Origin of the sequence: Citrobacter amalonaticus (genome assembly GCF_037053465.1) — a bacterium.
Lineage (GTDB): Bacteria > Pseudomonadota > Gammaproteobacteria > Enterobacterales > Enterobacteriaceae > Citrobacter_A > Citrobacter_A amalonaticus_H.
Genome location: NZ_JBALIF010000001.1, coordinates 247,728 through 268,434, shown reverse-complemented (window position 1 = coordinate 268,434; position 20,707 = coordinate 247,728). Strand labels below are relative to the sequence as shown.

Here is a 20,707-nt window from a genome sequence, read left to right as displayed (position 1 = left end):
AAAAGATTGTCAGCAACTGTGCAGTCCAAGGAAATCGACAATCGGGTTGAAATAATCTTCAAAGCCCGTAAATGCATGGTTTCCGCCTTCAATAACAGTCTGGCGGCAAGAGGCGTAATACGCCACTGCCTGGCGGTAATCCAGCACTTCATCACCCGTCTGTTGCAGCAACCAGATTAAATCCGGCGCTTCCAGCGGGTCAATCTGCATGACTTTAAGATCGTAAATATGGCGTGACTCTAGCACATATTGCTGCCCCGTGTAGGGGTTCTCGTTCTGACCCAGATAGTCGGTCAGGAGTTCAAACGGCCGAACCGCTGGGTTTACCACAACGGCGGGTAGCATAAAGCACTGCGACAACCAGGTGGCGTAATATCCGCCTAAAGAAGACCCCACCACGCCCAGCGGCGCGCCGCCGTGTTCCAGCACGATAGATTCCAGCATTTCTGCCGCCTCGGCCGGATAGGGCGGCAGTTGAGGCACAATCATCTCGACCTGCGGATGCTGTTCATTCAGCCAGTTTTTCAACAGGCAGGCTTTCGCGGAACGGGGCGAACTATTAAAGCCGTGGAGATAAAGGAGCGTAGACATCAGTAGCCTTCAGACGCAGTATCAGGTCGGAATTCGGAGCCCTGTAAACGACAGACTTCCGTTTTCAACGTCCCGTCGGCAAACAGCTCCAGCGTGCGCCAGCCCGGCCCGATAGTATCCAGGGTAAAGTTTGCGCAATGGGGTTTAAACTGTACGCAGGTTGAGGGGGTCGCCAGCAAACGGCGGCCATTCCAGTCGAGATCGAGCTCCTGATGAATGTGCCCGCACAGCAGATGCTTCACGCGTGGGAAGTTCACCAGGATGTTATCAAGTTCCGCCGCGTTGCGCAGACTGTGTTGATCCAGCCAGCTACATCCTGCGGGCATCGGGTGATGATGCAGAAGCAGCAGCGTGTGGCGTTCAGGCGCTTCGGCCAGTTTACGCTCCAGCCATTCAAGCTGGAATTCACTGAGTTCACCGTGGGGCACGCCGAAAACCTGACTGTCCAACAGCAGGATTTGCCACTGGTCGCCAATAATGATCCGTTTTGCAGGGGAGATCCCCGCCTCTTGCAGCGCGCTGTACATCGCCGGCTGAAAATCATGGTTGCCAGGCAACCAGACACAGGGCGCACGAAAACTTGCGATACCTTCAGCAAAATGCTGATAGGCCGCAGCGGTTTGATCCTGCGCTAAATCGCCTGTCGCCACGATCAGATCGTATTCCTGCCTGTCGGCATGAATCGCATTCAACACGGCCTGGTAGCTTTCCCAGGTGTTTACGCCCAACAGCGTTTCGTGCTTTTCGGCAAACAGGTGAGTATCAGTAATTTGTAAGATCCTGACCCTGGCCTCACCAGCCAGAGGAAGGTTTAACAGGCTTTCCAAATGGTGTCCTTAGGTTTCACGACGCTAGTAAACCGGAATCGCCATCGCTCCATGTGCTAAACAGTATCGCAGCCAGTCGGCCAGAAACTGATTAATTTGATGCTTTTCGTCGCGTTGATGCAACTTTTTATTTGGATAATCATACCGTGCTTTGAAGCGAAAGATCTGCTGACTTGAACACACTTCGGCGACCATCGCGTCATGATAAAGCCGAACCGTCAGCGATGGCAGGCTCCAGTAGGTGATGGTCGGCGCGGTCTGCTCGATCGTCACCAGCGTCGTATATCGGGTCGATTCAACAATCGTTAGCCGATATTGTGCGTTACCCACCTGATAACTTACCGTTTCGCCGGGTGCATCATTACGAGGCAACAGGCGGCGTAATTGCGAAAAGTTGGTTTCGCACAGTCGCATCATTTCAGGGAAGTCAGGTGTATAGCGCTTCATTTTTTCCACTCGTGTATTAACTCTTTATAGTGCAGTTGCAGCCATTGCAGAGCAATGACAGCCGCTGCGTTATCAATTTTCCCCTCTTCTACCCAACGATAAGCCTGTTCCCGACTTACCACATGAACCCGAATATCTTCGTTTTCATCTGCCAGACCGTGAATCCCGTTCGCGGTCGTGGCGTCCACTTCACCCACCATTATTGACGAGCGCTCGCTGGTTCCGCCAGGGCTTGCCAGATAACTGAGCACCGGTTTGGTGCGCTTAACCTGAATGCCAGCCTCTTCGTACGCTTCACGGCGAGCCACATCCTCGACGGTTTCACCCTCTTCGATCATTCCGGCCACCAACTCAAGAAGCCACGGAGTGTCACTGGTGTCATATGCCGCAATGCGCACCTGTTCAATCAGCACCACTTCATCCCGCTCAGGGTCAAAGGGTAGCAAGACTGCAGCGTGACCGCGCTCAAAAATTTCTCTGCGCACTTCCTGGCTCATTTCCCCGTTGAATAAACGGTGGCGGAAGCGGTAGAGATCCAGCGAAAAAAAACCGCGATAAAGCGTTTCTCGTGCAATAATTTCTACATCGTTTTTGGAGAAAGTTACTGGCGAATTGCTTGATTTGCGCATTGTGCCCTCCTGTACCAATAATGATTTAAATGTGAAATTCAAGGGCGTTTGACTGCTGTTTCATCGACCTTGTGGTAAATTGGTGCAAATTAACGCCTCATGGCACATAACGCCAACATTTTGCAGTGGCGGATTCTGCTAGAATCAGTAATTATTTTTAAAATTTGATCAGCGCTAAATACTGCTTCACAACAAGGAATGCAAATGAAGAAATTGCTCCCCATCCTTATCGGCCTGAGCCTGTCGGGGTTCAGCACACTGAGCCAGGCAGAGAACCTGATGCAGGTTTATCAGCAAGCACGCCTGAGCAACCCTGAATTGCGTAAATCCGCCGCCGATCGCGATGCTGCATTCGAAAAAATCAACGAAGCACGTAGTCCTTTACTGCCTCAACTGGGCTTAGGTGCCGATTACACCTACAGCAACGGCTACCGCGATGCAAACGGTTTGAACTCGAACGCCACCAGCGCCTCGCTGCAATTAACGCAGACCCTTTTCGATATGTCGAAATGGCGTGCGCTGACGCTGCAGGAAAAAGCCGCCGGGATTCAGGATGTGACCTTCCAGACGGATCAGCAAACGTTGATCCTCAACACCGCCAGCGCCTATTTCAAAGTGCTGAACGCCATTGACGTTCTCTCTTACACCCAGGCGCAGAAAGAGGCGATCTATCGTCAGTTGGATCAAACTACCCAGCGCTTCAATGTGGGTCTGGTGGCGATCACTGACGTGCAAAACGCCCGTTCACAATACGATACCGTGCTGGCGAACGAAGTCACCGCCCGTAACGATCTCGATAACGCGGTAGAAGGACTGCGTCAGGTTACCGGCAATTATTACCCGGAACTGGCGTCACTGAACGTCGACAGCTTTAAAACCGATAAGCCGCAGGCGGTAAATGCGCTGCTGAAAGAAGCCGAAAACCGCAACCTGACGCTGTTACAGGCGCGTCTGAGCCAGGACCTGGCTCGCGAGCAGATTCGTCAGGCGCAGGATGGTCATCTGCCAACGCTGGATTTAACCGCCTCTACCGGTGTGTCTGACACCTCATACAGCGGTTCTAAAACCCATGGCGCCACAGGTTCACAGTATGACGACAGCAATATGGGCCAGAACAAAGTGGGCCTGAGCTTCTCCCTGCCGATTTATCAGGGCGGAATGGTCAACTCGCAGGTAAAACAGGCGCAATACAACTTTGTTGGCGCCAGCGAGCAACTGGAAAGCGCGCACCGTAGCGTCGTTCAGACCGTACGTTCGTCCTTCAATAACATCAACGCGTCCATCAGTAGCATTAACGCCTATAAACAGGCGGTAGTTTCTGCCCAGAGTTCTCTGGATGCAATGGAAGCCGGTTATTCCGTGGGGACGCGTACCATCGTTGACGTGCTGGATGCAACCACTACGCTGTATAACGCCAAGCAACAATTGGCGAATGCGCGTTATAACTACCTGATCAACCAACTGAATATTAAGTCTGCATTGGGTACGTTGAACGAGCAGGATCTGGTGGCGCTCAACAATACGCTGGGCAAACCGATTTCCACCTCACCGGAAAGCGTGGCGCCGGAAACGCCGAATCAGGATGCTAACGCTGATGGCTACGCGGCTAATGCGCCAGCACCGGCCACACAGCCTGCCTCCACGCGTTCAACTCGTAGCAACGGCACTAACCCATTCCGTAACTAAACGTTGCCCGATGGCGTTTTCGCTTATCGGGCCTACGCGTCTGTAGGCCCGATAAGTCTTAGCCACTATCCGGTATAAAACCGCGACCAAACGTAAGGCAACGTAAAGATCCCACCATATAGCCGCATTCCTGGCTCTTCTCGCTTCATTTTCAACCACTCATCCTCTATCCTGAGCAGTAATTACCACTGGGTCCTGGAAGACGAAAATGAAACGGACAAAATCCATACATCACGCATCGTTCCGCAAAAGCTGGAGCGCACGCCATCTGACGCCTGTGGCGTTAGCCGTTACCGCCGTGTTTATGCTGGCGGGTTGTGAAAAAAGTGACGAAACGGTATCGCTGTATCAAAACGCGGATGACTGCTCGGCAGCCAATCCGGGGAAAAGTGCGGAATGTACTACCGCATTCAATAACGCGCTGAAAGAAGCGGAACGTACTGCACCGAAATACGCCACGCGCGAAGATTGTGTCGCCGAGTTTGGTGAAGGTCAGTGCCAGCAGACACCTGCACAGGCAGGCATGGCCCCGGAAAATCAGGCTCAGGCCCAGTCCAGCGGCAGTTTCTGGATGCCCCTGATGGCGGGTTACATGATGGGCCGTATGATGGGCGGTGGCGCCGGTTTTGCGCAGCAACCGCTGTTCAGCTCGAAAAACCCGGCCAGCCCGGCCTACGGTAAATACACCGACGCAAGCGGTAAAAACTACGGTGCCGCACAGCCAGGCCGTACGATGACGGTTCCTAAAACCGCCATGGCACCCAAGCCTGCAACCACCTCTACCGTGACCCGCGGAGGCTTCGGTGAATCTGTTGCGAAACAGAGCACCATGCAACGTAGCGCCAGCGGCACCTCCACGCGCTCAATGGGCGGCTGATACACATGGAAAGAGTCAGCATTACCGAACGCCCGGACTGGCGTGATAAAGCCACTGAATACGGTTTCAATTTTCACACCATGTATGGCGAGCCGTACTGGTGTGAAGATGCCTATTACAAACTGACGCTGGCACAGGTTGAAAAACTGGAAGACGTCACCGCCGAGCTGCACCAGATGTGCCTCAACGTGGTCGAAAAGGTGATCGCCAGCGACGAGCTGATGACCAAATTCCGGATTCCAAAACACACCTGGGGTTTCGTCCGCCAGTCCTGGCAGACGCATCAGCCGTCACTCTACTCACGTCTGGATCTGGCGTGGGATGGCACAGGCGAACCGAAGCTGCTGGAGAACAACGCCGATACGCCAACCTCGCTGTATGAAGCGGCATTCTTCCAGTGGATCTGGCTGGAAGATCAACTGAATGCGGGCAACCTGCCGCAAGGTAGCGACCAGTTTAACAGCCTGCAGGAAAAGCTTATTGAGCGCTTCGCTGAGCTACGTGAGCAGTACGGTTTCCAGCTTCTGCATTTAACCTGCTGCCGTGATACCGTTGAAGATCGCGGCACCATTCAGTACTTGCAGGATTGCGCGGCAGAGGCCGAAATCGCCACTGAATTCCTTTTTATCGAAGATATTGGCCTGGGCGAGAAAGGCCAGTTTACCGATCTCCAGGATCAGGTGATTGCCAACCTGTTCAAGCTCTATCCGTGGGAGTTTATGCTGCGCGAGATGTTCTCCACTAAACTCGAAGACGCTGGCGTGCGTTGGCTGGAGCCGGCCTGGAAGAGCATTATTTCTAACAAGGCGCTGCTGCCGCTACTGTGGGAGATGTTCCCGAACCATCCGAATCTGCTTCCCGCCTATTTTGCCGAAGACGACTTTCCGCCGATGGACAAATACGTTGTGAAACCGATCTTCTCGCGTGAAGGCGCGAACGTTTCTATCATCGAGAACGGTAAAACGATCGAAGCAGTAGAAGGCCCTTACGGCGAAGAAGGTATGATCGTGCAGCAGTTCCATCCGTTGCCGAAGTTTGGCGACAGCTATATGTTGATCGGTAGCTGGTTGATCAACGATCAGCCTGCCGGGATCGGTATTCGCGAAGACAGAGCGCTGATCACTCAGGATCTGTCCCGCTTCTACCCGCATATTTTTGTCGAGTAATATGGCACTCTTACGTAGGCCTGATAAGACACTTTGTGTCGCCATCAGGCAATAGAGCCTTGCCGGGTGGCGACTCCGCCTTACCCGGCACAGGAGACGCATTGTAGGTCCGATAAGCGTCGCGCCATCGGGCATCCATCATCCCACCTGTACCGACAACATACTCAGACTACCCATCTCAATCCCGTCGACCGGGATCGTCACAGGTTCTTTACCATCCCACGCGCCCAAAACGTACAGCAGCGGCAGATAGTGATCCGGCGTTGGGTTCGACAGCGAACCGCCTTCATGATCGAGATAGTTAACCAGCGGGTGCTGCTCAACCGGTCCCTGCCAGCTCAGGTTCGCTTTAACAAAATCATTGAATGATGTCGCCCAGGGATAGGGGCTATTATCGCCGTGCCAGCGCGCTGTACGCAGGTTATGCACGACGTTGCCGCTAGCCACCAGCATGATGCCTTCGTCACGCAGTGCCGCCAGCTTACGGCCCATCTCAAAATGCCAGGCCGCCGGTTTAGTGCTATCAATACTCAGTTGCACCATTGGGATATCGGCATTCGGGTACATCTTGATCAATACGCCCCATGAGCCGTGGTCAAAACCCCAGGCCTCTTTGTCGAGGGTAACCGGCACCGGAGAAAGCAAATCAACCAGATGCTGCGCCAGTTCAGGAGAGCCTGGGGCCGGGTAGTGCGTGTCGTACAACGCCTGCGGGAAGCCGCCAAAATCATGAATGGTCTTTGGCGCTTCCATTGCGGTGACGCCAGTCCCTCGCGTGTACCAGTGTGCAGACACCACCACAATCGCTTTTGGGCGTGGCAGAGTCTCCCCAAGCTGCTGCCAGGCCCGGGTATAGAGGTTATCTTCCAGAACGTTCATCGGGCTGCCATGGCCCAAAAACAATGCTGGCATACGGATTGAAGACATGATGATATCCTTACTCAGGGAGTCATTTTAATCGTCTTACGATACGCTTTTTCAGTGAATGAAGAACTCTGATAACCATGATGATGATCATCAGTTATTTTGAAGGTCAGTAAGCTGTATAAGGAGTCATTGATGTCAGTACCTTTAATCCTGACCTTGCTGGCGGGCGCCGCCACGTTTATTGGCGCGTTTCTTGGTGTGCTGGGACAAAAACCGTCTAATCGTCTGCTGGCATTTTCACTCGGATTTGCCGCCGGGATCATGCTGCTGATCTCCCTGATGGAGATGCTGCCTGCCGCGCTGGGCACAAAAGGGATGTCGCCTCTGCTTGGCTACGGCATGTTTATCATTGGCTTGCTCGGTTATTTTGGTCTGGATCGTCTTCTTCCCCATGCTCACCCTCAGGATCTGGTACAAAAAAGACAACAACCGCTACCAGGCTCAATCAAACGAACCGCCATCCTGCTGACGCTTGGGATCAGTTTGCATAACTTCCCGGAAGGGATTGCCACTTACGTAACCGCAAGCAGTAACCTGGAACTGGGTTTCGGCATCGCGCTGGCCGTCGCCCTGCACAATATTCCTGAAGGTCTGGCGGTGGCCGGCCCGGTCTATGCCGCAACAGGTTCCAAACGCACTGCCGTCTTCTGGGCGGGCATTTCAGGTATGGCGGAAATACTGGGCGGTGTGCTGGCGTGGCTGATCCTCGGCAGCCTGGTTTCCCCCATCGTCATGGCGGCCATTATGGCGGCCGTTGCGGGCATTATGGTCGCATTGTCGGTAGATGAACTGATGCCGCTGGCAAAAGAGATTGATCCCAATAACAACCCCAGCTATGGCGTTCTGTGTGGAATGTCGGTGATGGGGCTGAGTCTTGTCGTGCTTCAGGCAATGGGGATCGGGTAACGGAGAGGGCAGGAAGTGATTATTCCTGCTCTTTTGTCATAACGCGTTCTTCACCATCACGGCGCAGTAATTTATTGCGGATCTCAAGTAACGCATCGCGGTCTTGCCGAAACGCTTTACAGTAACGCTTCATATGGCAAACATAACCGGCCACCACCAGAACAATCAAGACAATCCAGTACCAGGCAATAAACATCCTTTCACCCTTAAAAATTAACATTAACAGATATTTAGCGTTAAAATTTAACATACCTATTATGAGGTAGATTTATATACTGGCACAGTATGAATTTGAAAAGATGATTTCGATCATACAGAAAAAGATTGGGTATTTATTAGCCGACAGGATGTCAAAAAAAGGAAATAGTGCCGGATAAGGTGCTTACACCGCTATCCGGCAAAGCAGGATTAGCTGGCTTTACGTTCGTGCGCCTGACGGTAAGCCACCAGATCTTCGATCGTTACCACAGCCATATTGTGTTTACCTGCAAATTCGATGCACTCCGGCGCACGCGCCATAGTGCCATCATCATTGGTCAGTTCACACAGCACGCCTGCAGGTTTGAACCCTGCCAGCGTCACCAGATCGATTGTCGCTTCGGTATGCCCACCACGGGTCAGTACCCCACCCGCCTGAGCGCGCAGCGGGAAGACATGTCCCGGACGGTTCAGATCGGAGGGTTTTGCGCCATCGGCAATCGCCGCGCGGACGGTGGTGATACGATCGGCAGCAGAAACGCCTGTGGTCACGCCTTCAGCCGCTTCAATGGTCACGGTAAAACCGGTGCCATAAGCGCTGGTGTTATTTTCCACCATCATCGGCAAATCGAGTTGTTTACGACGATCTTCGGTGATGCACAGACACACAATACCGCTACCGTGACGGATGGTCAGCGCCATCTGCTCAACGGTCATGGTCTCTGCCGGGAAAATCATATCGCCTTCATTTTCACGATCTTCGTCGTCCAGCACCATCACACCGCGGCCTTCGCGCAGCGCAGACAGAGCGTGTTCAACACGTTCAAAAGGCGTACCAAAAGAGGAAAGTAGCGTCTGATTCATGGTAATAAAACCTCACTAAAATTATGGTTACCAGAATCAGGGCAGTCTTAGGAGTACCGTCTAAGCGGCAAAAAAATAACGTGAGCGGGTCCATGCCCGACTGGATCGTTACTCTCTCCCATCCGGACTTTAACCGTCGGCCCCGGAATTACACCGGATCTGCTGACCTTCAAATTTGCATCTGAAGCGCTCGCGGGCTTTCAACTTTTCCTTCATCTTTCACGCTGCTGCTGCGTTGGCTGTCTTCGCTCATCCCAGTCACATAGTTATCTATGTTCGTGGGAATTCGCTCAGTTGCCGCCTTGCCGCAACGCGAAATCTTTTGGATACTGTTGATTTACCGCCGGTGGGGAATTTCGCCCCGCCCTGAGAATAAGCGGATTAACTATAACGCTATTAATTACCTTCATCAACGCCTTTGCTCGTCTTAGCTTCACACAATTCTGGTTTATGCCTGTGCCCGTTCGCACTACAATAGGCAACAACACGTACCAGTTCAGGGAAACCACAATGATTGACCCGAAAAAAATTGAGCAGATTGCTCGTCAGGTTCACGAGTCGATGCCGAAAGGGATCCGCGAGTTTGGGGAAGACGTCGAGAAGAAAATTCGTCAAACGCTGCAGTCACAGCTGACCCGTCTGGATCTGGTAAGCCGTGAAGAGTTTGATGTACAGACTCAGGTTTTGCTGCGTACCCGTGAAAAGCTGGCGCTGCTTGAGCAGCGTCTGAGCGAGCTGGAAGCGCGTCAAACCACGGAGGAAGTCAAACCTGCGACTGCCATCCCGCCGGTAGAACCGCAAGCGTAAAACAACAACGGGCCGCAAGGCCCGTTGTTTGATTAGTGTTCCACTTCTAGCTTTCTGGCTTGAATCGCCTGCTGGCAGTAATGCGCGTAGCGTTTGCAAAACCAGTCGCGGTGCTCCTCATCCATATTGCCGGTAACGGCCTGGATATCCACAGGGCGACCTTCGGCCTGCATTCTGGCAAAACTCCGCGCCAGGAAATCGAAATTGTTCATCGAATAAACAGTGTTGTTCATCAGCATACCCTCCAGTTATCGAATCTCTGTTAAGGCCATATGCTTTTCTGATTTCAGTATTTACCGGGAAGCGAAGTTATTCTGTACATAATGTGCGTAAACCCACTGCGCGGGTTCACAGTTTCTTACGAAATCTAAGAGGGGAATGAGCCTCTTTTCGGATTTTAGGTCAAGGGGGCGCATGCTATTTTAACGTCATGTAAAAGTAAGAGGTAAAACCCTTACTTTTGACACTATCAGGGAATGTAGTCGCAGGAGGAAGAAAGTTGGTTTTGTTCACGGATTATAACGGCCCCTACCTCTTTGCTATTTCATTTGTACTGCTGATTGGCCTACTGGAAATCATCTCTCTTATTTTCGGGCATTTCCTTTCAGGCGTGCTTGATGCCCACCTCGAACATTACGATGCCCTGACCTCCGGCAATATCGGCCAGGCGCTTCATTATCTCAACATCGGGCGGATCCCAGCGCTGATCGTGCTGTGCTTATTCGCGGGTTTCTTTGGGCTCTTCGGTATCCTTCTTCAGCATGGCTGGGTCACGCTGTGGCAAGCCCCGCTCAACAATCTGCTGCTCGCACCGGTGAGCTTTATTCTTGCGGTTTTCGCTGTGCATTACAGTGGAAAAATCATTGCACCCTGGCTACCACGGGATGAAACCACCGCCCTCCCGGAAAATGAGTTTATCGGCAGCATGGCGATGATTACCGGACATTCCGCGAGTGCCGGAACCCCATGTGAAGGCAAATTTACCGATAAGTTCGGGCAGACCCACTATGTGCTGCTGGAGCCTGAAGCAGGCAAAGAGTTCAAAAAAGGAGACAAGGTACTGATCATCTGCCGACTCTCCGCAACGCGTTACCTGGCCGAGCTCAACCCCTGGCCGGATGTTTTATAATCTTATACAGAGGGATCTATAGATGGATGATGTATTTGGCAAGTTACCTTCATGGATGTTTACTACCATTGTTGCGGTGGTTGTCTTTTTAATTATCGGGATTATTTTTGCCCGCCTGTACCGCCGCGCGTCTGCTGAACAGGCGTTTGTACGTACTGGCCTTGGCGGGCAAAAAGTGGTGATGAGCGGCGGCGCAATTGTGTTGCCTATTTTTCACGAAATGATCCCCATCAACATGAACACCCTCAAACTTGAGGTAAGCCGCTCCACCGCCGACAGCCTGATTACCAAAGACCGCATGCGTGTTGATGTTGTGGTAGCGTTCTTTGTCCGGGTTAAACCGTCCGCTGAGGGTATTGCCACCGCAGCGCAAACCCTGGGACAACGCACGCTATCGCCGGAAGATCTGCGTATGTTGGTTGAAGATAAGTTCGTCGATGCCCTGCGCGCTACTGCGGCGCAGATGACCATGCATGAACTGCAGGATACGCGCGAAAACTTCGTTCAGGGCGTACAGAATACCGTCGCGGAAGACCTGTCCAAAAACGGCCTGGAACTGGAGAGCGTGTCACTCACCAACTTTAACCAGACCGCGAAAGAGCATTTCAACCCCAACAACGCCTTTGATGCCGAGGGTCTAACCAAGCTGACCCAGGAAACGGAGCGTCGTCGTCGCGAACGTAACGAAGTCGAACAGGATGTAGAAGTTGCTGTTCGTGAGAAAAATCGTGATGCGCTGTCGCGCAAGCTGGAGATCGAGCAGCAGGAAGCCTTCATGACGCTCGAACAGGAACAGCAGGTGAAAACCCGCACGGCTGAGCAAAACGCCAAAATTGCCGCTTTTGAAGCCGAACGTCACCGTGAAGCTGAACAGACACGTATTTTTGCCGAACGCCAGATTCAGGAAACAGAAATCGAGCGTGAGCAGGCGGTGCGTTCAAGAAAAGTCGAGGCCGAGCGTGAAGTTCGCATCAAAGAGATCGAACAGCAGCAGGCTACGGAGATCGCCAACCAGACCAAGTCTATCGCCATTGCCGCCAAGTCTGAACAACAGTCCCAGGCTGAAGCACGTGCGAACGATGCGCTGGCTGAAGCTGTTCGCGCCCAGCAGAACGTAGAAACGACTCGTCAGACCGCAGAAGCGGATCGTGCCAAGCAGGTGGCGCTGATTGCCGCCGCGCAGGAAGCGGAAACACAGGCCGTTGAGTTGACCGTTCGCGCGAAAGCGGAGAAAGAGGCGGCGGAATTGCAGGCAGCCGCAATTGTTGAGCTGGCTGAAGCAACGCGGAAAAAAGGACTTGCGGAGGCAGAAGCGCAACGCGCGCTGAACGATGCCATCAACGTGCTTTCCAACGAACAGACCAGCCTGAAATTTAAACTGGCGCTGCTGCAGTCCCTGCCAGCGGTCATTGAGAAATCCGTTGAGCCGATGAAGTCTATCGATGGGATCAAGATTATTCAGGTGGATGGTCTCAATCGCGGTGGCGCAGTCGGTGAAGTGACCGCAAATAACGTAAACGGTGGGAATCTGGCGGAGCAGGCATTATCCGCAGCCCTTGCCTATCGCACACAAGCGCCGCTAATTGACTCACTGTTAAATGAAATTGGCTTGTCCGGTGGTTCGCTGTCGGCGCTTGCCGAGCCGCTGAAAGCAGTGGAAAGCAGCGCTACCACTGAAGAATAAACCTTAAAAATGCCGGATAAGGTGTCCACACCGCTATCCGGCAAACTTCTCAACTGTTATTTATCGCTGTCTTTCTGGATCTTCTTGATGATATTGGTTGTTGAGCAGCCATCTTCGAAGTTCAGCACCAGTACTTCTCCGCCGTTCGCCCACACTTCTTTGCTGCCCGCAATATCTTCCGGCTTATAGTCGCCACCTTTTACCAACAGATCGGGCAGAATGCCGGCTATCAGACGCTGCGGCGTATCTTCTTCAAAAGAGACGACCCAGTCGACAGATTCCAGCGCGCCCAACACGATCATACGCTGTTCCAGCGGGTTGACCGGGCGCGTTTCCCCTTTCAGACGTTTGGTCGAAGCATCGCTGTTCACCGCGACGATTAAACGATCGCCGAGCTTACGCGCATTCGCGAGGTAGGAGACGTGACCGGCATGCAGAATGTCAAACACCCCGTTGGTCATGACGACTTTCTCACCACGCTTACGGGCGCTGGCAACAGCCTGCTTCAGCTCGTCTTCGGTCATCACGCCAAAGCCGGTTTCCGCACGACCGCGTACCGCGTTTTCCAGTTCGATTGGCGACACCGTGGAGGTTCCCAGCTTACCAACCACAACACCCGCTGCCGCGTTGGCAAAGAAGCAGGCCTCCTCCAGAGAATTCCCCGCAGCCAGCGTCGCGGCCAGTACGCCAATCACCGTATCGCCCGCACCAGTCACGTCATACACTTCCTGCGCCTGCGTCGGCATATGCAGCGGCGCTTTGCCCGGTTGCAACAGCGTCATCCCCTGCTCGGAACGGGTGACCAGCAACGCGGAAAGCTCGAAATCGGCAATCAGCTTCATGCCGCGCTCAACAATCTCTTCTTCGCTTTTGCATTTCCCTGCCACTGCCTCGAATTCTGACAGATTTGGCGTCAGCAACGTTGCACCACGGTAGCGCTCAAAATCAGTCCCCTTCGGGTCGATCAGCACAGGCACACCGGCTTTACGCGCCAGGGCGATCATCTGCTGGACGCTGGCCAGTGCGCCTTTGGCATAGTCAGACAGTACCAGCGCGCCAATTGAACTCAGCGCCTGGTTGATGCGCTCATGCAGCGGCTGTGGATCTACGCCTTCAAAGCCTTCTTCAAAATCCAGGCGGATCAACTGCTGGTTACGCGAAAGCACGCGCAGCTTGGTGATAGTGGGATGAGTGGGAACAGAAACGAAGTCGCATTTCACGTTCACCTCTGCCAGCGTTTTGCTGAGCGCACGTGCGGCGTCGTCGATACCGGTCAGACCGACCAGGCGCGAATTGGCGCCCAGGGAAGCAATGTTCATCGCCACGTTCGCTGCACCGCCAGGACGTTCCTCGATGGTATCCACTTTCACCACCGGTACTGGCGCTTCCGGCGAAATACGGCTGGTCGGGCCGTACCAGTAACGGTCCAGCATCACATCCCCAACAACCAAGACTCCTGCACGTTCAAACTCTGGCAGCGTTACTTTCATTCCTGTCTCCTGAGAGATTCAAAATTTGCGCGCGATAATAGCACACTTCATCAGGCAACCAGCCACTTCTGCCAGCTTGCCCCGACCTGCGTACATTCCGCCTCAAAACACGTTTGCGCCACATGGCCTGGCTGTTCCTGTAAGGCCAGATGATGCAGTGCATCACGCAGCGTGGTATAGGCGTGGGTCAACGCCATCGCCTCCTGCTCATCCATGATGTCGTTTTGCGCTAACAGTTCCAGTATGCGCACATTATCCGACCAGCGTGTCAGTTTGGGTTTGTCATGGGCATAGCGCAGCACCAGATACTGCGCGATGAACTCAATATCGGTAATACCGCCTTCATCTGCTTTGATATCAAAGCGATCGCGATGCTTATTGCCCAAATGGGCACGCATTTTTTCGCGCATTTCGCGCACTTCGGTCTGCAACGTTTTGCCGTCACGCGGCAACGTCATGATATCGCGGCGTACCGCATCAAACTGAGCGGTTAACAACGGATCGCCATAGACCACGCGGGCGCGCACCAGCGCCTGATGTTCCCACGTCCAGGCCTCATTTTTCTGATAATCCGCAAAGGCTTCGGTGGAGGTGACCAGCATCCCCGCAGCCCCTGACGGGCGCAGACGCGCATCCACTTCATACAGAATGCCGGAAGAGGTACGGGTGCTGAACAGATGCATAATCCGCTGCGCCAGCCGCAGGTAGAACTGGCGCCCATCAATTTCCCGTTCGCCATCGGTCATCACGTCAATGGGGCAGTCATGCAGGAAAATCAGGTCCAGATCGGAACTATAACCCAGCTCCCAGCCGCCCAGCTTGCCGTAACCGACCACCGCAAAGCCGCGCCCTTCCCGTTCAGCCAGATGCTTTGGCCGCCCGTAGCGCGCCACCATCTGCAGCCACGCCTGCTGCACGACGGCATCAATCATCGCTTCCGCAAGCCAGGTCAGATGATCGCTGACTTTCATTACCGGCAGCGTGCCGGCGATGTCGGCAGCAGCAATACGCAACAACTGTGTTTGCTTGAACTGACGCAGCGCTTCCAACTGTTGTTCTTCATCGTCTTCAGGAACGCGCAGCAGATACTGACGTAGTTCGTCGCGATAGGCGTCGGTTGCCGTCGGTTGGTAGAGCGTATTCGGGTCGAGCAGTTCATCCAGTAACAGCGGATAACGCGCCAGTTGGCTCGCGACCATCGGCGATGCCGCACAGAGCGAGATCAGATGTTTCAGCGCACCGGGGAATTCACTCAGCAGCTCAAGATAGGTGGTGCGCGTGACGATGCCCACCAGCAGCGGCGTAATACGCGACAGCGGCACGCTGGGCTCCGGACGCGAACAAACATCGCTCAGCAGGTGCGGCATCAGATGGTCGAGTACCTGGCGTCCACGCGGCCCAATGGTGCGTTTGTCCACTTCTTTACGGAAATCGGCAATCAGCGCCAGCACGTGCAGACGATCGTCATCCGTAAGATGGGACAACACGGGCGGCGTATCATCCTCCTGCAATGCGTCCTGCCACAGTTCGCGCCACTGTTCAGACAGCGCGTCTTCCTGCGTTTCAGCGTCATCATCACCAATCAGTTCGTTAAACACCCGGCGCACATTCGCCATGTGTGCATCCAGCACGTCGGTCAACTGCGACCAGTCATCAGCGTGCATTCCCCATGCCAGGCGCGCCCGGTTCAGCTCATCGCCCGGCAGCGTCTGGGTTTGTTCATCGTTGATGCTTTGCAGCAGATTTTCCAGACGGCGCAGGAAAAGATAAGCCGAACGCAGTTGTTGCGTGTCGTTTTCCGGTAAAAGATGCAATGCGGCGATGGCGTTTAACGTTGGCAGCAGAGAACGTGATTGCAGGGATGGCTCACGCCCGCCGCGAATCAACTGAAACACCTGCACGATAAATTCGATTTCACGAATACCGCCCGCGCCGAGCTTGATGTTGTCTTTCAGACCCCGGCGACGCACTTCCCGCGCAATCATCCCCTTCATATTTCTCAGGGACTGGATCACGCTAAAGTCGATATAGCGACGGAAAACGAAGGGCCGCAGCATGGCGCGCAGTTCATCAACATACTGACCGTCGGTCTCGCCCATGATTCGCGCCTTGACCATCGCGTAACGCTCCCAGTCGCGCCCCTGCTCCTGGTAATAATCTTCCAGCGCCGCAAAGCTCAACACCAGCGGACCGCTGTCGCCAAACGGACGCAGCCGCATATCCACCCGATAGACGAACCCATCCTGCGTGGGCTGATCCAGTACTTTGATCAACCTCTGCCCCATGCGGGTGAAAAACTGTGCGTTATCGAGTTCACGACGTCCGCCCTGCGTCGCGCCGTGCTCCGGCCAGGCAAAGATCAGATCGATATCCGAGGAGAAATTCAGCTCACCGCCCCCCAGCTTGCCCATCCCTAAAATTAGCAGAGGTTGCGGAACGCCCTGTAGGTTACACGGCGTTCCCCATTCACGGCAGCAGGCCTCGTACAGCCAGTCACGCGCCCCGACAATCAATGTCTCGGCCAGATGGCTTAACTGTTGCAAAATGTCGGTGTCTTGCACCAGCGACAGCGCCTGTGCCCAGGCAATGCGCACCATCACGCGACGGCGAAAAAGACGCAATTCATGCATCAGCGCCGCTTCATCGTTCACCGTTGCCAACGCTGCCTGCAACCATGCGCCATAGTGTTGCCACTCATCAGCCTGCGGCGGTGCGCTTTCCAGCTCAGCCAGCCATTCGGGATGCGCAGTCACGCTGTCCTGCACAAAATCACTGAATGTAAGTACTGACTTCGCTTGTACACCCGATGCGGATTCAGGCAACTGCTCTGCAATGGTTTGCCAGTGCTGCTGTAACGGAGAAGAAAGCGGCTTCATTAAAAGGTTCCTTGTAACGTTGCCGGATGGCGGCATGCCACCTTATCCGACCTACATAATATGTCGATCCGTAGGCCTGATAAGCGCGGCGCCATCAGGCACGCCAGTTATCGTTTTCCGCTGTGCAACCAGAATGGTTCCTGGTTGTTCGCCTCATTGCGGAAATGTTCAATTTCAATATGTTGACCGGTGGCAATGGCATGAAGCAACCCTTGCCAGTTCTCCAGCCAGGCCTGAACCACCGCCGCATCGTAATACCCTGCCAGCAGCAAAACGGTGTCAATATCGCGACGTAAACGCGGCAACTGATCGCGATACTTGTCGCCCAACGGCTGACCAAACACACTTTTCAGTTCCGCCGCGGTACGGGACAGATGGATATCGGCGAAGCGCTTGAAAGAGTCAGCCATTTTTCCCTGCGCCTTCGCATCGAGGAACGGTTGCCAGGCTTTGGTCACCAGCCACTCGGTCAGCGCCAGTTTCGCCATCGCCGTTTGCGTGGTGTATACCGCCGTCACAGCAGAAACCGCTGATGCAATAGTAGCCTCCGACTGTGTCAGTAGATCTCGTAAGTGAGCGCTCGCTTTACGCGGAACAATACCGCCAAACAGCATCAGGGTGTGACGCACCAGGCCCATTGCGGCCAGAACGTCCTGCTTTGCCTTTTCGTTGCCGCGAATCCACAGTTCCTCATGGTACTGCCACTGTGCCAGCGCCAGCTCCAGAGACGCTTCCAGCCCTTGCTCTACGCAGGCTTTCGCGGGCGCTTTCAGTACCACGGTCGGTTTGATTTCGCGCGGGACATTCCCCTGCGCCAGATGATAACCGCGCGCCGCCTTGCTCAGGCTGCCCTGTCGCAGGCCCGTCTGGTTGACTAACTGGTTCGCCAGCTTCAGCACCGCCCGGGTCTCGCCGCGCAGCAGTTCCAGCTCCAGCTCACAAATGGGCTCTGCAAACTCACCGGCTTTCACTTCACCCCGATCGAGGGCGATTTCAATCTGACTGCCGTCGACATCCAGCAGCCATTTTTCACGCTCAAAATCGGTACGAAACAGCGGCTGCACGCGCGAGGCAAGGCCGACCGGCAGTTCACCGTCGGGCCACACTTCAGAGGGAAACTGCGCCAGATCGAGCGAAGGTTCATTCAGCGGGACGTTGTATTCCGGACGCTGATGCAAACCGCCGGTCACGCGTCCGGCAATTTTCATGGTCATCTCATAGCGGCCTTTATCCCCGCGAATACGCAACCCCATATCATGCTTACGCAACCAGTTATCTTCCGTTTCGTAGTAGATATTCAGTAACTGACCGGGCGCGTGATGCTCGCCCCCAAGCGTATTCAGATGGTCACGCAATGCATCAACCGCCTCGTGATTGACGATAAATTTTAATTCTATTTCCTGAGCCATGGGCGTGTACTTACCGGTTATGTCACATAAGAGAGAATCACGGCGAACTTACAGTGATCTTTTTTGTCAGTAGATAGTATTTTGCGCCAAATTGCCATGCAACGAGCAATTTGACGGGCGTAAAAGTTTGCAGTAGCGGTTAAGCGGACACAGAAGATTCCGATTGATGTCGAATGCTTTGCGTAGAGACACTGATGCCACTACTATCGTTCCTCTTTTTATGACAATAACGACAGCCTGATGCCAAAATTACGCCTGATTGGATTAACTTTACTCGCACTTAGCGCCACTGCCGTCTCTCATGCCGAAGAAAAGCGCTATGTCTCTGATGAACTGAACACCTGGGTCCGCAGTGGGCCAGGGGATAATTATCGCCTCGTCGGCACCGTCAACGCCGGCGAAGAAGTCACGCTGTTACAAACCGACGCCAACACCAATTACGCGCAGGTCAAAGACAGTACCGGGCGCACCGCCTGGATCCCGCTAAAAGAACTGAACAGTACGCCAAGCCTACGCACCCGCGTACCCGACCTGGAAAACCAGGTGAAGACGCTCACTGAAAAGCTCAACAATATCGACACCACGTGGAACCAGCGTACGGCTGAAATGCAGCAGAAAGTGTCGCAGAGCGACAGCGTGATTAACGGGCTGAAAGAAGAGAACCAGAAGCTGAAAAACGAGCTGATTGTGGCGCAGAAGAAAGTCAGCGCCGCGAATTTGCAGCTTGATGATAAGCAACGCACCATCATCATGCAGTGGTTCATGTATGGCGGTGGCGTGCTGGGGCTTGGCCTGCTCCTGGGCCTGATTCTGCCGCATATGATCCCAAGCCGGAAACGCAAAGACCGCTGGATGAACTAAATCGCCTTCTCCGCCACACTGTCATATGATTAAAGGATTGTATTTCTCAGGAGAGGTGGAGTGGCGTGAAGATTTATCTGGTCGGTGGTGCAGTTCGGGACAGGTTGTTAGGGCTACCGGTTAAAGATAAAGATTGGGTGGTGGTTGGCGCCACACCGCAGCAGATGCTTGACGCGGGCTACCAGCAGGTAGGCCGCGATTTTCCTGTTTTTCTCCATCCGCAAACCCACGAAGAGTATGCCCTGGCGCGGACCGAGCGTAAGTCTGGTTCGGGCTATACCGGATTCACCTGTTATGCCGCGCCGGATGTCACCCTGGAAGAAGATCTCCAGCGTCGTGACCTGACCATTAACGCCCTGGCGCAAGATGATGACGGTAACATTGTCGATCCGTATTGCGGACGCCGCGATCTGGAGCGTCGTCTGCTGCGCCACGTCTCGCCAGCCTTCAGTGAAGATCCGCTGCGCGTTCTGCGCGTGGCGCGCTTTGCCGCCCGTTACGCCCATCTGAGTTTTCGCATTGCGGATGAAACCATGGCGCTGATGCGAGAAATGACGCACGCTGGCGAACTGGAACATCTGATCGCAGAGCGAGTGTGGAAAGAGACCGAAAACGCGCTCACTACCCGCAATCCACAGGTCTATTTTCAGGTTTTACGTGACTGCGGCGCCCTGCGGGTACTGTTTCCGGAAGTGGATGCGCTGTTTGGCGTCCCCGCGCCGGCAAAATGGCATCCGGAAATTGATACCGGGATTCACACCCTGATGACGCTGTCGATGGCGGCGCTGCTCAGCCCGGCGGTTGATGTACGTTTCGCCACGCTGTGCCACGATCTCGGCAAAGGACTGACGCCGCCGGAACTCTGGCCGCGTCACCACGGTCACGGTCCGGCAGGCGTCCGGCTGGTTGATCAGCTTTGCCAGCGACTGCGCGTGCCAAATGACATTCGTGACTTAGCCAAACTGGTGGCGGAGTTCCACGACCTCATTCATACCTTCCCGATACTGCAACCCAAAACCATCGTGAAACTGTTTGATTCGATCGACGCCTGGCGTAAACCCCAGCGCGTGGAGCAAATCGCGCTCACCAGTGAAGCCGACGTGCGCGGACGGACAGGGTTTGAAGCCGCGGATTATCCGCAAGGGCGTTTGTTACGTGAAGCGTGGGAAGTCGCACAATCGGTCCCCACCCGAGACGTTGTCGAGGCCGGATTTAAAGGCATTGAGATTCGCGAAGAGTTGACCCGCCGCCGGATTGCAGCGGTAGCCCACTGGAAAGAGACCCGTTTACCGAAAGCGGTCAGTTAAGCGTGAATGCCGGATGGCCTACGGAC

The 20,707-nt window shown here is 54.2% G+C and carries 20 protein-coding genes and 1 riboswitch; of the genes, 9 read left to right on the top strand and 11 right to left on the bottom strand.

From position 1 onward, the window contains the following. Window positions 1-9 precede the first annotated feature (9 nt). The 4 genes from yqiA to nudF are packed head-to-tail and all read right to left on the bottom strand — an operon-like array spanning window position 10 to window position 2,494. Complete coding sequence (gene yqiA, locus WB371_RS01280) at window positions 10-591, bottom strand: esterase YqiA (RefSeq protein ID WP_336218318.1); 582 nt, start codon at window positions 589-591, stop codon at window positions 10-12. Then, a complete protein-coding gene (gene cpdA, locus WB371_RS01275; RefSeq protein WP_336218317.1) occupies window positions 591-1,418 on the bottom strand; it encodes a 3',5'-cyclic-AMP phosphodiesterase in 828 nt (275 codons plus the stop codon). Before cpdA ends, yqiA begins: the two co-directional genes overlap by 1 nt. A 24-nt stretch (window positions 1,419-1,442) precedes the next feature. Further along, complete coding sequence (locus WB371_RS01270) at window positions 1,443-1,865, bottom strand: DUF1249 family protein (RefSeq protein WP_042324260.1); 423 nt, start codon at window positions 1,863-1,865, stop codon at window positions 1,443-1,445. After that, entirely contained in the window at window positions 1,862-2,494 is a 633-nt protein-coding gene (gene nudF, locus WB371_RS01265; RefSeq protein ID WP_336218316.1) for an ADP-ribose diphosphatase, read from the bottom strand. The genes WB371_RS01270 and nudF overlap by 4 nt, the downstream gene beginning before the upstream one ends. 204 nt (window positions 2,495-2,698) lie before the next feature. On the opposite strand from nudF, the gene tolC reads away from it, so the two are divergent. The 3 genes from tolC (at window position 2,699) to WB371_RS01250 (ending at window position 6,223) form a co-directional block, all read left to right on the top strand. Continuing rightward, complete coding sequence (gene tolC / locus WB371_RS01260) at window positions 2,699-4,180, top strand: outer membrane channel protein TolC (protein WP_336218315.1); 1,482 nt, start codon at window positions 2,699-2,701, stop codon at window positions 4,178-4,180. A gap of 208 nt (window positions 4,181-4,388) precedes the next feature. Then, window positions 4,389-5,057, top strand: coding sequence for a DUF1190 family protein (locus WB371_RS01255; RefSeq protein ID WP_336218314.1), 669 nt, complete (start codon window positions 4,389-4,391; stop codon window positions 5,055-5,057). Between the two features lie 5 nt (window positions 5,058-5,062). Continuing rightward, complete coding sequence (locus WB371_RS01250; RefSeq protein ID WP_336218313.1) at window positions 5,063-6,223, top strand: glutathionylspermidine synthase family protein; 1,161 nt, start codon at window positions 5,063-5,065, stop codon at window positions 6,221-6,223. 138 nt (window positions 6,224-6,361) lie between these two features. Here the strand turns inward: WB371_RS01250 and ygiD are convergent, their stop codons facing one another. After that, the gene (ygiD, locus tag WB371_RS01245; protein ID WP_336218312.1) at window positions 6,362-7,150 is read right to left on the bottom strand and encodes a 4,5-DOPA dioxygenase extradiol; all 789 of its coding nucleotides are present in this window, start codon (window positions 7,148-7,150) and stop codon (window positions 6,362-6,364) included. 132 nt (window positions 7,151-7,282) lie between these two features. Here ygiD and zupT point away from each other — a divergent pair, with 132 nt between their 5' ends. After that, window positions 7,283-8,056: a zinc transporter ZupT gene (gene zupT / locus WB371_RS01240; protein WP_336218311.1), complete on the top strand. Its 774-nt coding sequence runs from the start codon at window positions 7,283-7,285 to the stop codon at window positions 8,054-8,056. Window positions 8,057-8,075: 19 nt separating this feature from the next. On the opposite strand, the gene WB371_RS01235 is transcribed toward zupT, so the two are convergent. Both WB371_RS01235 and ribB read right to left on the bottom strand, forming a co-directional pair. Next, the gene (locus tag WB371_RS01235) at window positions 8,076-8,252 is read right to left on the bottom strand and encodes a hypothetical protein (protein WP_336218310.1); all 177 of its coding nucleotides are present in this window, start codon (window positions 8,250-8,252) and stop codon (window positions 8,076-8,078) included. 212 nt (window positions 8,253-8,464) lie between these two features. Further along, a complete protein-coding gene (gene ribB, locus WB371_RS01230; protein ID WP_336218309.1) occupies window positions 8,465-9,118 on the bottom strand; it encodes a 3,4-dihydroxy-2-butanone-4-phosphate synthase in 654 nt (217 codons plus the stop codon). Window positions 9,119-9,224: 106 nt separating this feature from the next. Beyond that, window positions 9,225-9,496: riboswitch (FMN riboswitch) on the bottom strand. Between the two features lie 132 nt (window positions 9,497-9,628). Between ribB and ubiK the strand changes: the two genes are divergently transcribed. Next, a complete protein-coding gene (gene ubiK / locus WB371_RS01225; RefSeq protein ID WP_336218308.1) occupies window positions 9,629-9,925 on the top strand; it encodes a ubiquinone biosynthesis accessory factor UbiK in 297 nt (98 codons plus the stop codon). Window positions 9,926-9,957: 32 nt separating this feature from the next. Here ubiK and glgS read toward each other — a convergent pair whose 3' ends face one another. Beyond that, window positions 9,958-10,164, bottom strand: a complete 207-nt coding sequence (gene glgS / locus WB371_RS01220) for a cell surface composition regulator GlgS (RefSeq protein ID WP_336218307.1) — start codon at window positions 10,162-10,164, stop codon at window positions 9,958-9,960. 260 nt (window positions 10,165-10,424) lie between these two features. On the opposite strand from glgS, the gene WB371_RS01215 reads away from it, so the two are divergent. Together WB371_RS01215 and WB371_RS01210 are read left to right on the top strand one after the other, a co-directional pair. Beyond that, a complete protein-coding gene (locus tag WB371_RS01215; protein ID WP_336218612.1) occupies window positions 10,425-11,054 on the top strand; it encodes an OB-fold-containig protein in 630 nt (209 codons plus the stop codon). A gap of 22 nt (window positions 11,055-11,076) precedes the next feature. Next, on the top strand, window positions 11,077-12,738 hold the full coding sequence (locus WB371_RS01210) for a flotillin family protein (protein WP_336218306.1): 1,662 nt from the start codon (window positions 11,077-11,079) through the stop codon (window positions 12,736-12,738). Window positions 12,739-12,794: 56 nt separating this feature from the next. Here the strand turns inward: WB371_RS01210 and hldE are convergent, their stop codons facing one another. From hldE to WB371_RS01195, 3 genes are all read right to left on the bottom strand, one after another. After that, complete coding sequence (gene hldE / locus WB371_RS01205) at window positions 12,795-14,228, bottom strand: bifunctional D-glycero-beta-D-manno-heptose-7-phosphate kinase/D-glycero-beta-D-manno-heptose 1-phosphate adenylyltransferase HldE (protein WP_336218305.1); 1,434 nt, start codon at window positions 14,226-14,228, stop codon at window positions 12,795-12,797. Between the two features lie 50 nt (window positions 14,229-14,278). Continuing rightward, window positions 14,279-17,104, bottom strand: a complete 2,826-nt coding sequence (gene glnE, locus WB371_RS01200) for a bifunctional [glutamate--ammonia ligase]-adenylyl-L-tyrosine phosphorylase/[glutamate--ammonia-ligase] adenylyltransferase (protein ID WP_336218304.1) — start codon at window positions 17,102-17,104, stop codon at window positions 14,279-14,281. Between the two features lie 107 nt (window positions 17,105-17,211). Then, window positions 17,212-18,513 (bottom strand): inorganic triphosphatase, encoded by a 1,302-nt coding sequence (locus WB371_RS01195; protein ID WP_336218303.1) that lies wholly within the window; start codon window positions 18,511-18,513, stop codon window positions 17,212-17,214. 240 nt (window positions 18,514-18,753) lie between these two features. Here WB371_RS01195 and WB371_RS01190 point away from each other — a divergent pair, with 240 nt between their 5' ends. Beyond that, window positions 18,754-19,374: a TIGR04211 family SH3 domain-containing protein gene (locus tag WB371_RS01190; protein WP_336218302.1), complete on the top strand. Its 621-nt coding sequence runs from the start codon at window positions 18,754-18,756 to the stop codon at window positions 19,372-19,374. Between the two features lie 65 nt (window positions 19,375-19,439). Further along, window positions 19,440-20,681, top strand: coding sequence for a multifunctional CCA addition/repair protein (locus WB371_RS01185; RefSeq protein ID WP_336218301.1), 1,242 nt, complete (start codon window positions 19,440-19,442; stop codon window positions 20,679-20,681). The last annotated feature ends 26 nt before the right edge of the window (window positions 20,682-20,707 follow it).

Excerpts from the sequence above, each read along its gene's own strand:
- yqiA (WP_336218318.1), bottom strand. The coding sequence starts at position 591 with ATGTCTACGCTCCTTTATCTCCACGGCTTTAATAGTTCGCCCCGTTCC.
- WB371_RS01270 (WP_042324260.1), bottom strand. The coding sequence starts at position 1,865 with ATGAAGCGCTATACACCTGACTTCCCTGAAATGATGCGACTGTGCGAA.
- nudF (WP_336218316.1), bottom strand. The coding sequence starts at position 2,494 with ATGCGCAAATCAAGCAATTCGCCAGTAACTTTCTCCAAAAACGATGTA.
- tolC (WP_336218315.1), top strand. The coding sequence starts at position 2,699 with ATGAAGAAATTGCTCCCCATCCTTATCGGCCTGAGCCTGTCGGGGTTC.
- WB371_RS01255 (WP_336218314.1), top strand. The coding sequence starts at position 4,389 with ATGAAACGGACAAAATCCATACATCACGCATCGTTCCGCAAAAGCTGG.
- WB371_RS01250 (WP_336218313.1), top strand. The coding sequence starts at position 5,063 with ATGGAAAGAGTCAGCATTACCGAACGCCCGGACTGGCGTGATAAAGCC.
- ygiD (WP_336218312.1), bottom strand. The coding sequence starts at position 7,150 with ATGTCTTCAATCCGTATGCCAGCATTGTTTTTGGGCCATGGCAGCCCG.
- zupT (WP_336218311.1), top strand. The coding sequence starts at position 7,283 with ATGTCAGTACCTTTAATCCTGACCTTGCTGGCGGGCGCCGCCACGTTT.
- WB371_RS01235 (WP_336218310.1), bottom strand. The coding sequence starts at position 8,252 with ATGTTTATTGCCTGGTACTGGATTGTCTTGATTGTTCTGGTGGTGGCC.
- ribB (WP_336218309.1), bottom strand. The coding sequence starts at position 9,118 with ATGAATCAGACGCTACTTTCCTCTTTTGGTACGCCTTTTGAACGTGTT.
- ubiK (WP_336218308.1), top strand. The coding sequence starts at position 9,629 with ATGATTGACCCGAAAAAAATTGAGCAGATTGCTCGTCAGGTTCACGAG.
- glgS (WP_336218307.1), bottom strand. The coding sequence starts at position 10,164 with ATGCTGATGAACAACACTGTTTATTCGATGAACAATTTCGATTTCCTG.
- WB371_RS01210 (WP_336218306.1), top strand. The coding sequence starts at position 11,077 with ATGGATGATGTATTTGGCAAGTTACCTTCATGGATGTTTACTACCATT.
- hldE (WP_336218305.1), bottom strand. The coding sequence starts at position 14,228 with ATGAAAGTAACGCTGCCAGAGTTTGAACGTGCAGGAGTCTTGGTTGTT.
- glnE (WP_336218304.1), bottom strand. The coding sequence starts at position 17,104 with ATGAAGCCGCTTTCTTCTCCGTTACAGCAGCACTGGCAAACCATTGCA.
- WB371_RS01195 (WP_336218303.1), bottom strand. The coding sequence starts at position 18,513 with ATGGCTCAGGAAATAGAATTAAAATTTATCGTCAATCACGAGGCGGTT.
- WB371_RS01190 (WP_336218302.1), top strand. The coding sequence starts at position 18,754 with ATGCCAAAATTACGCCTGATTGGATTAACTTTACTCGCACTTAGCGCC.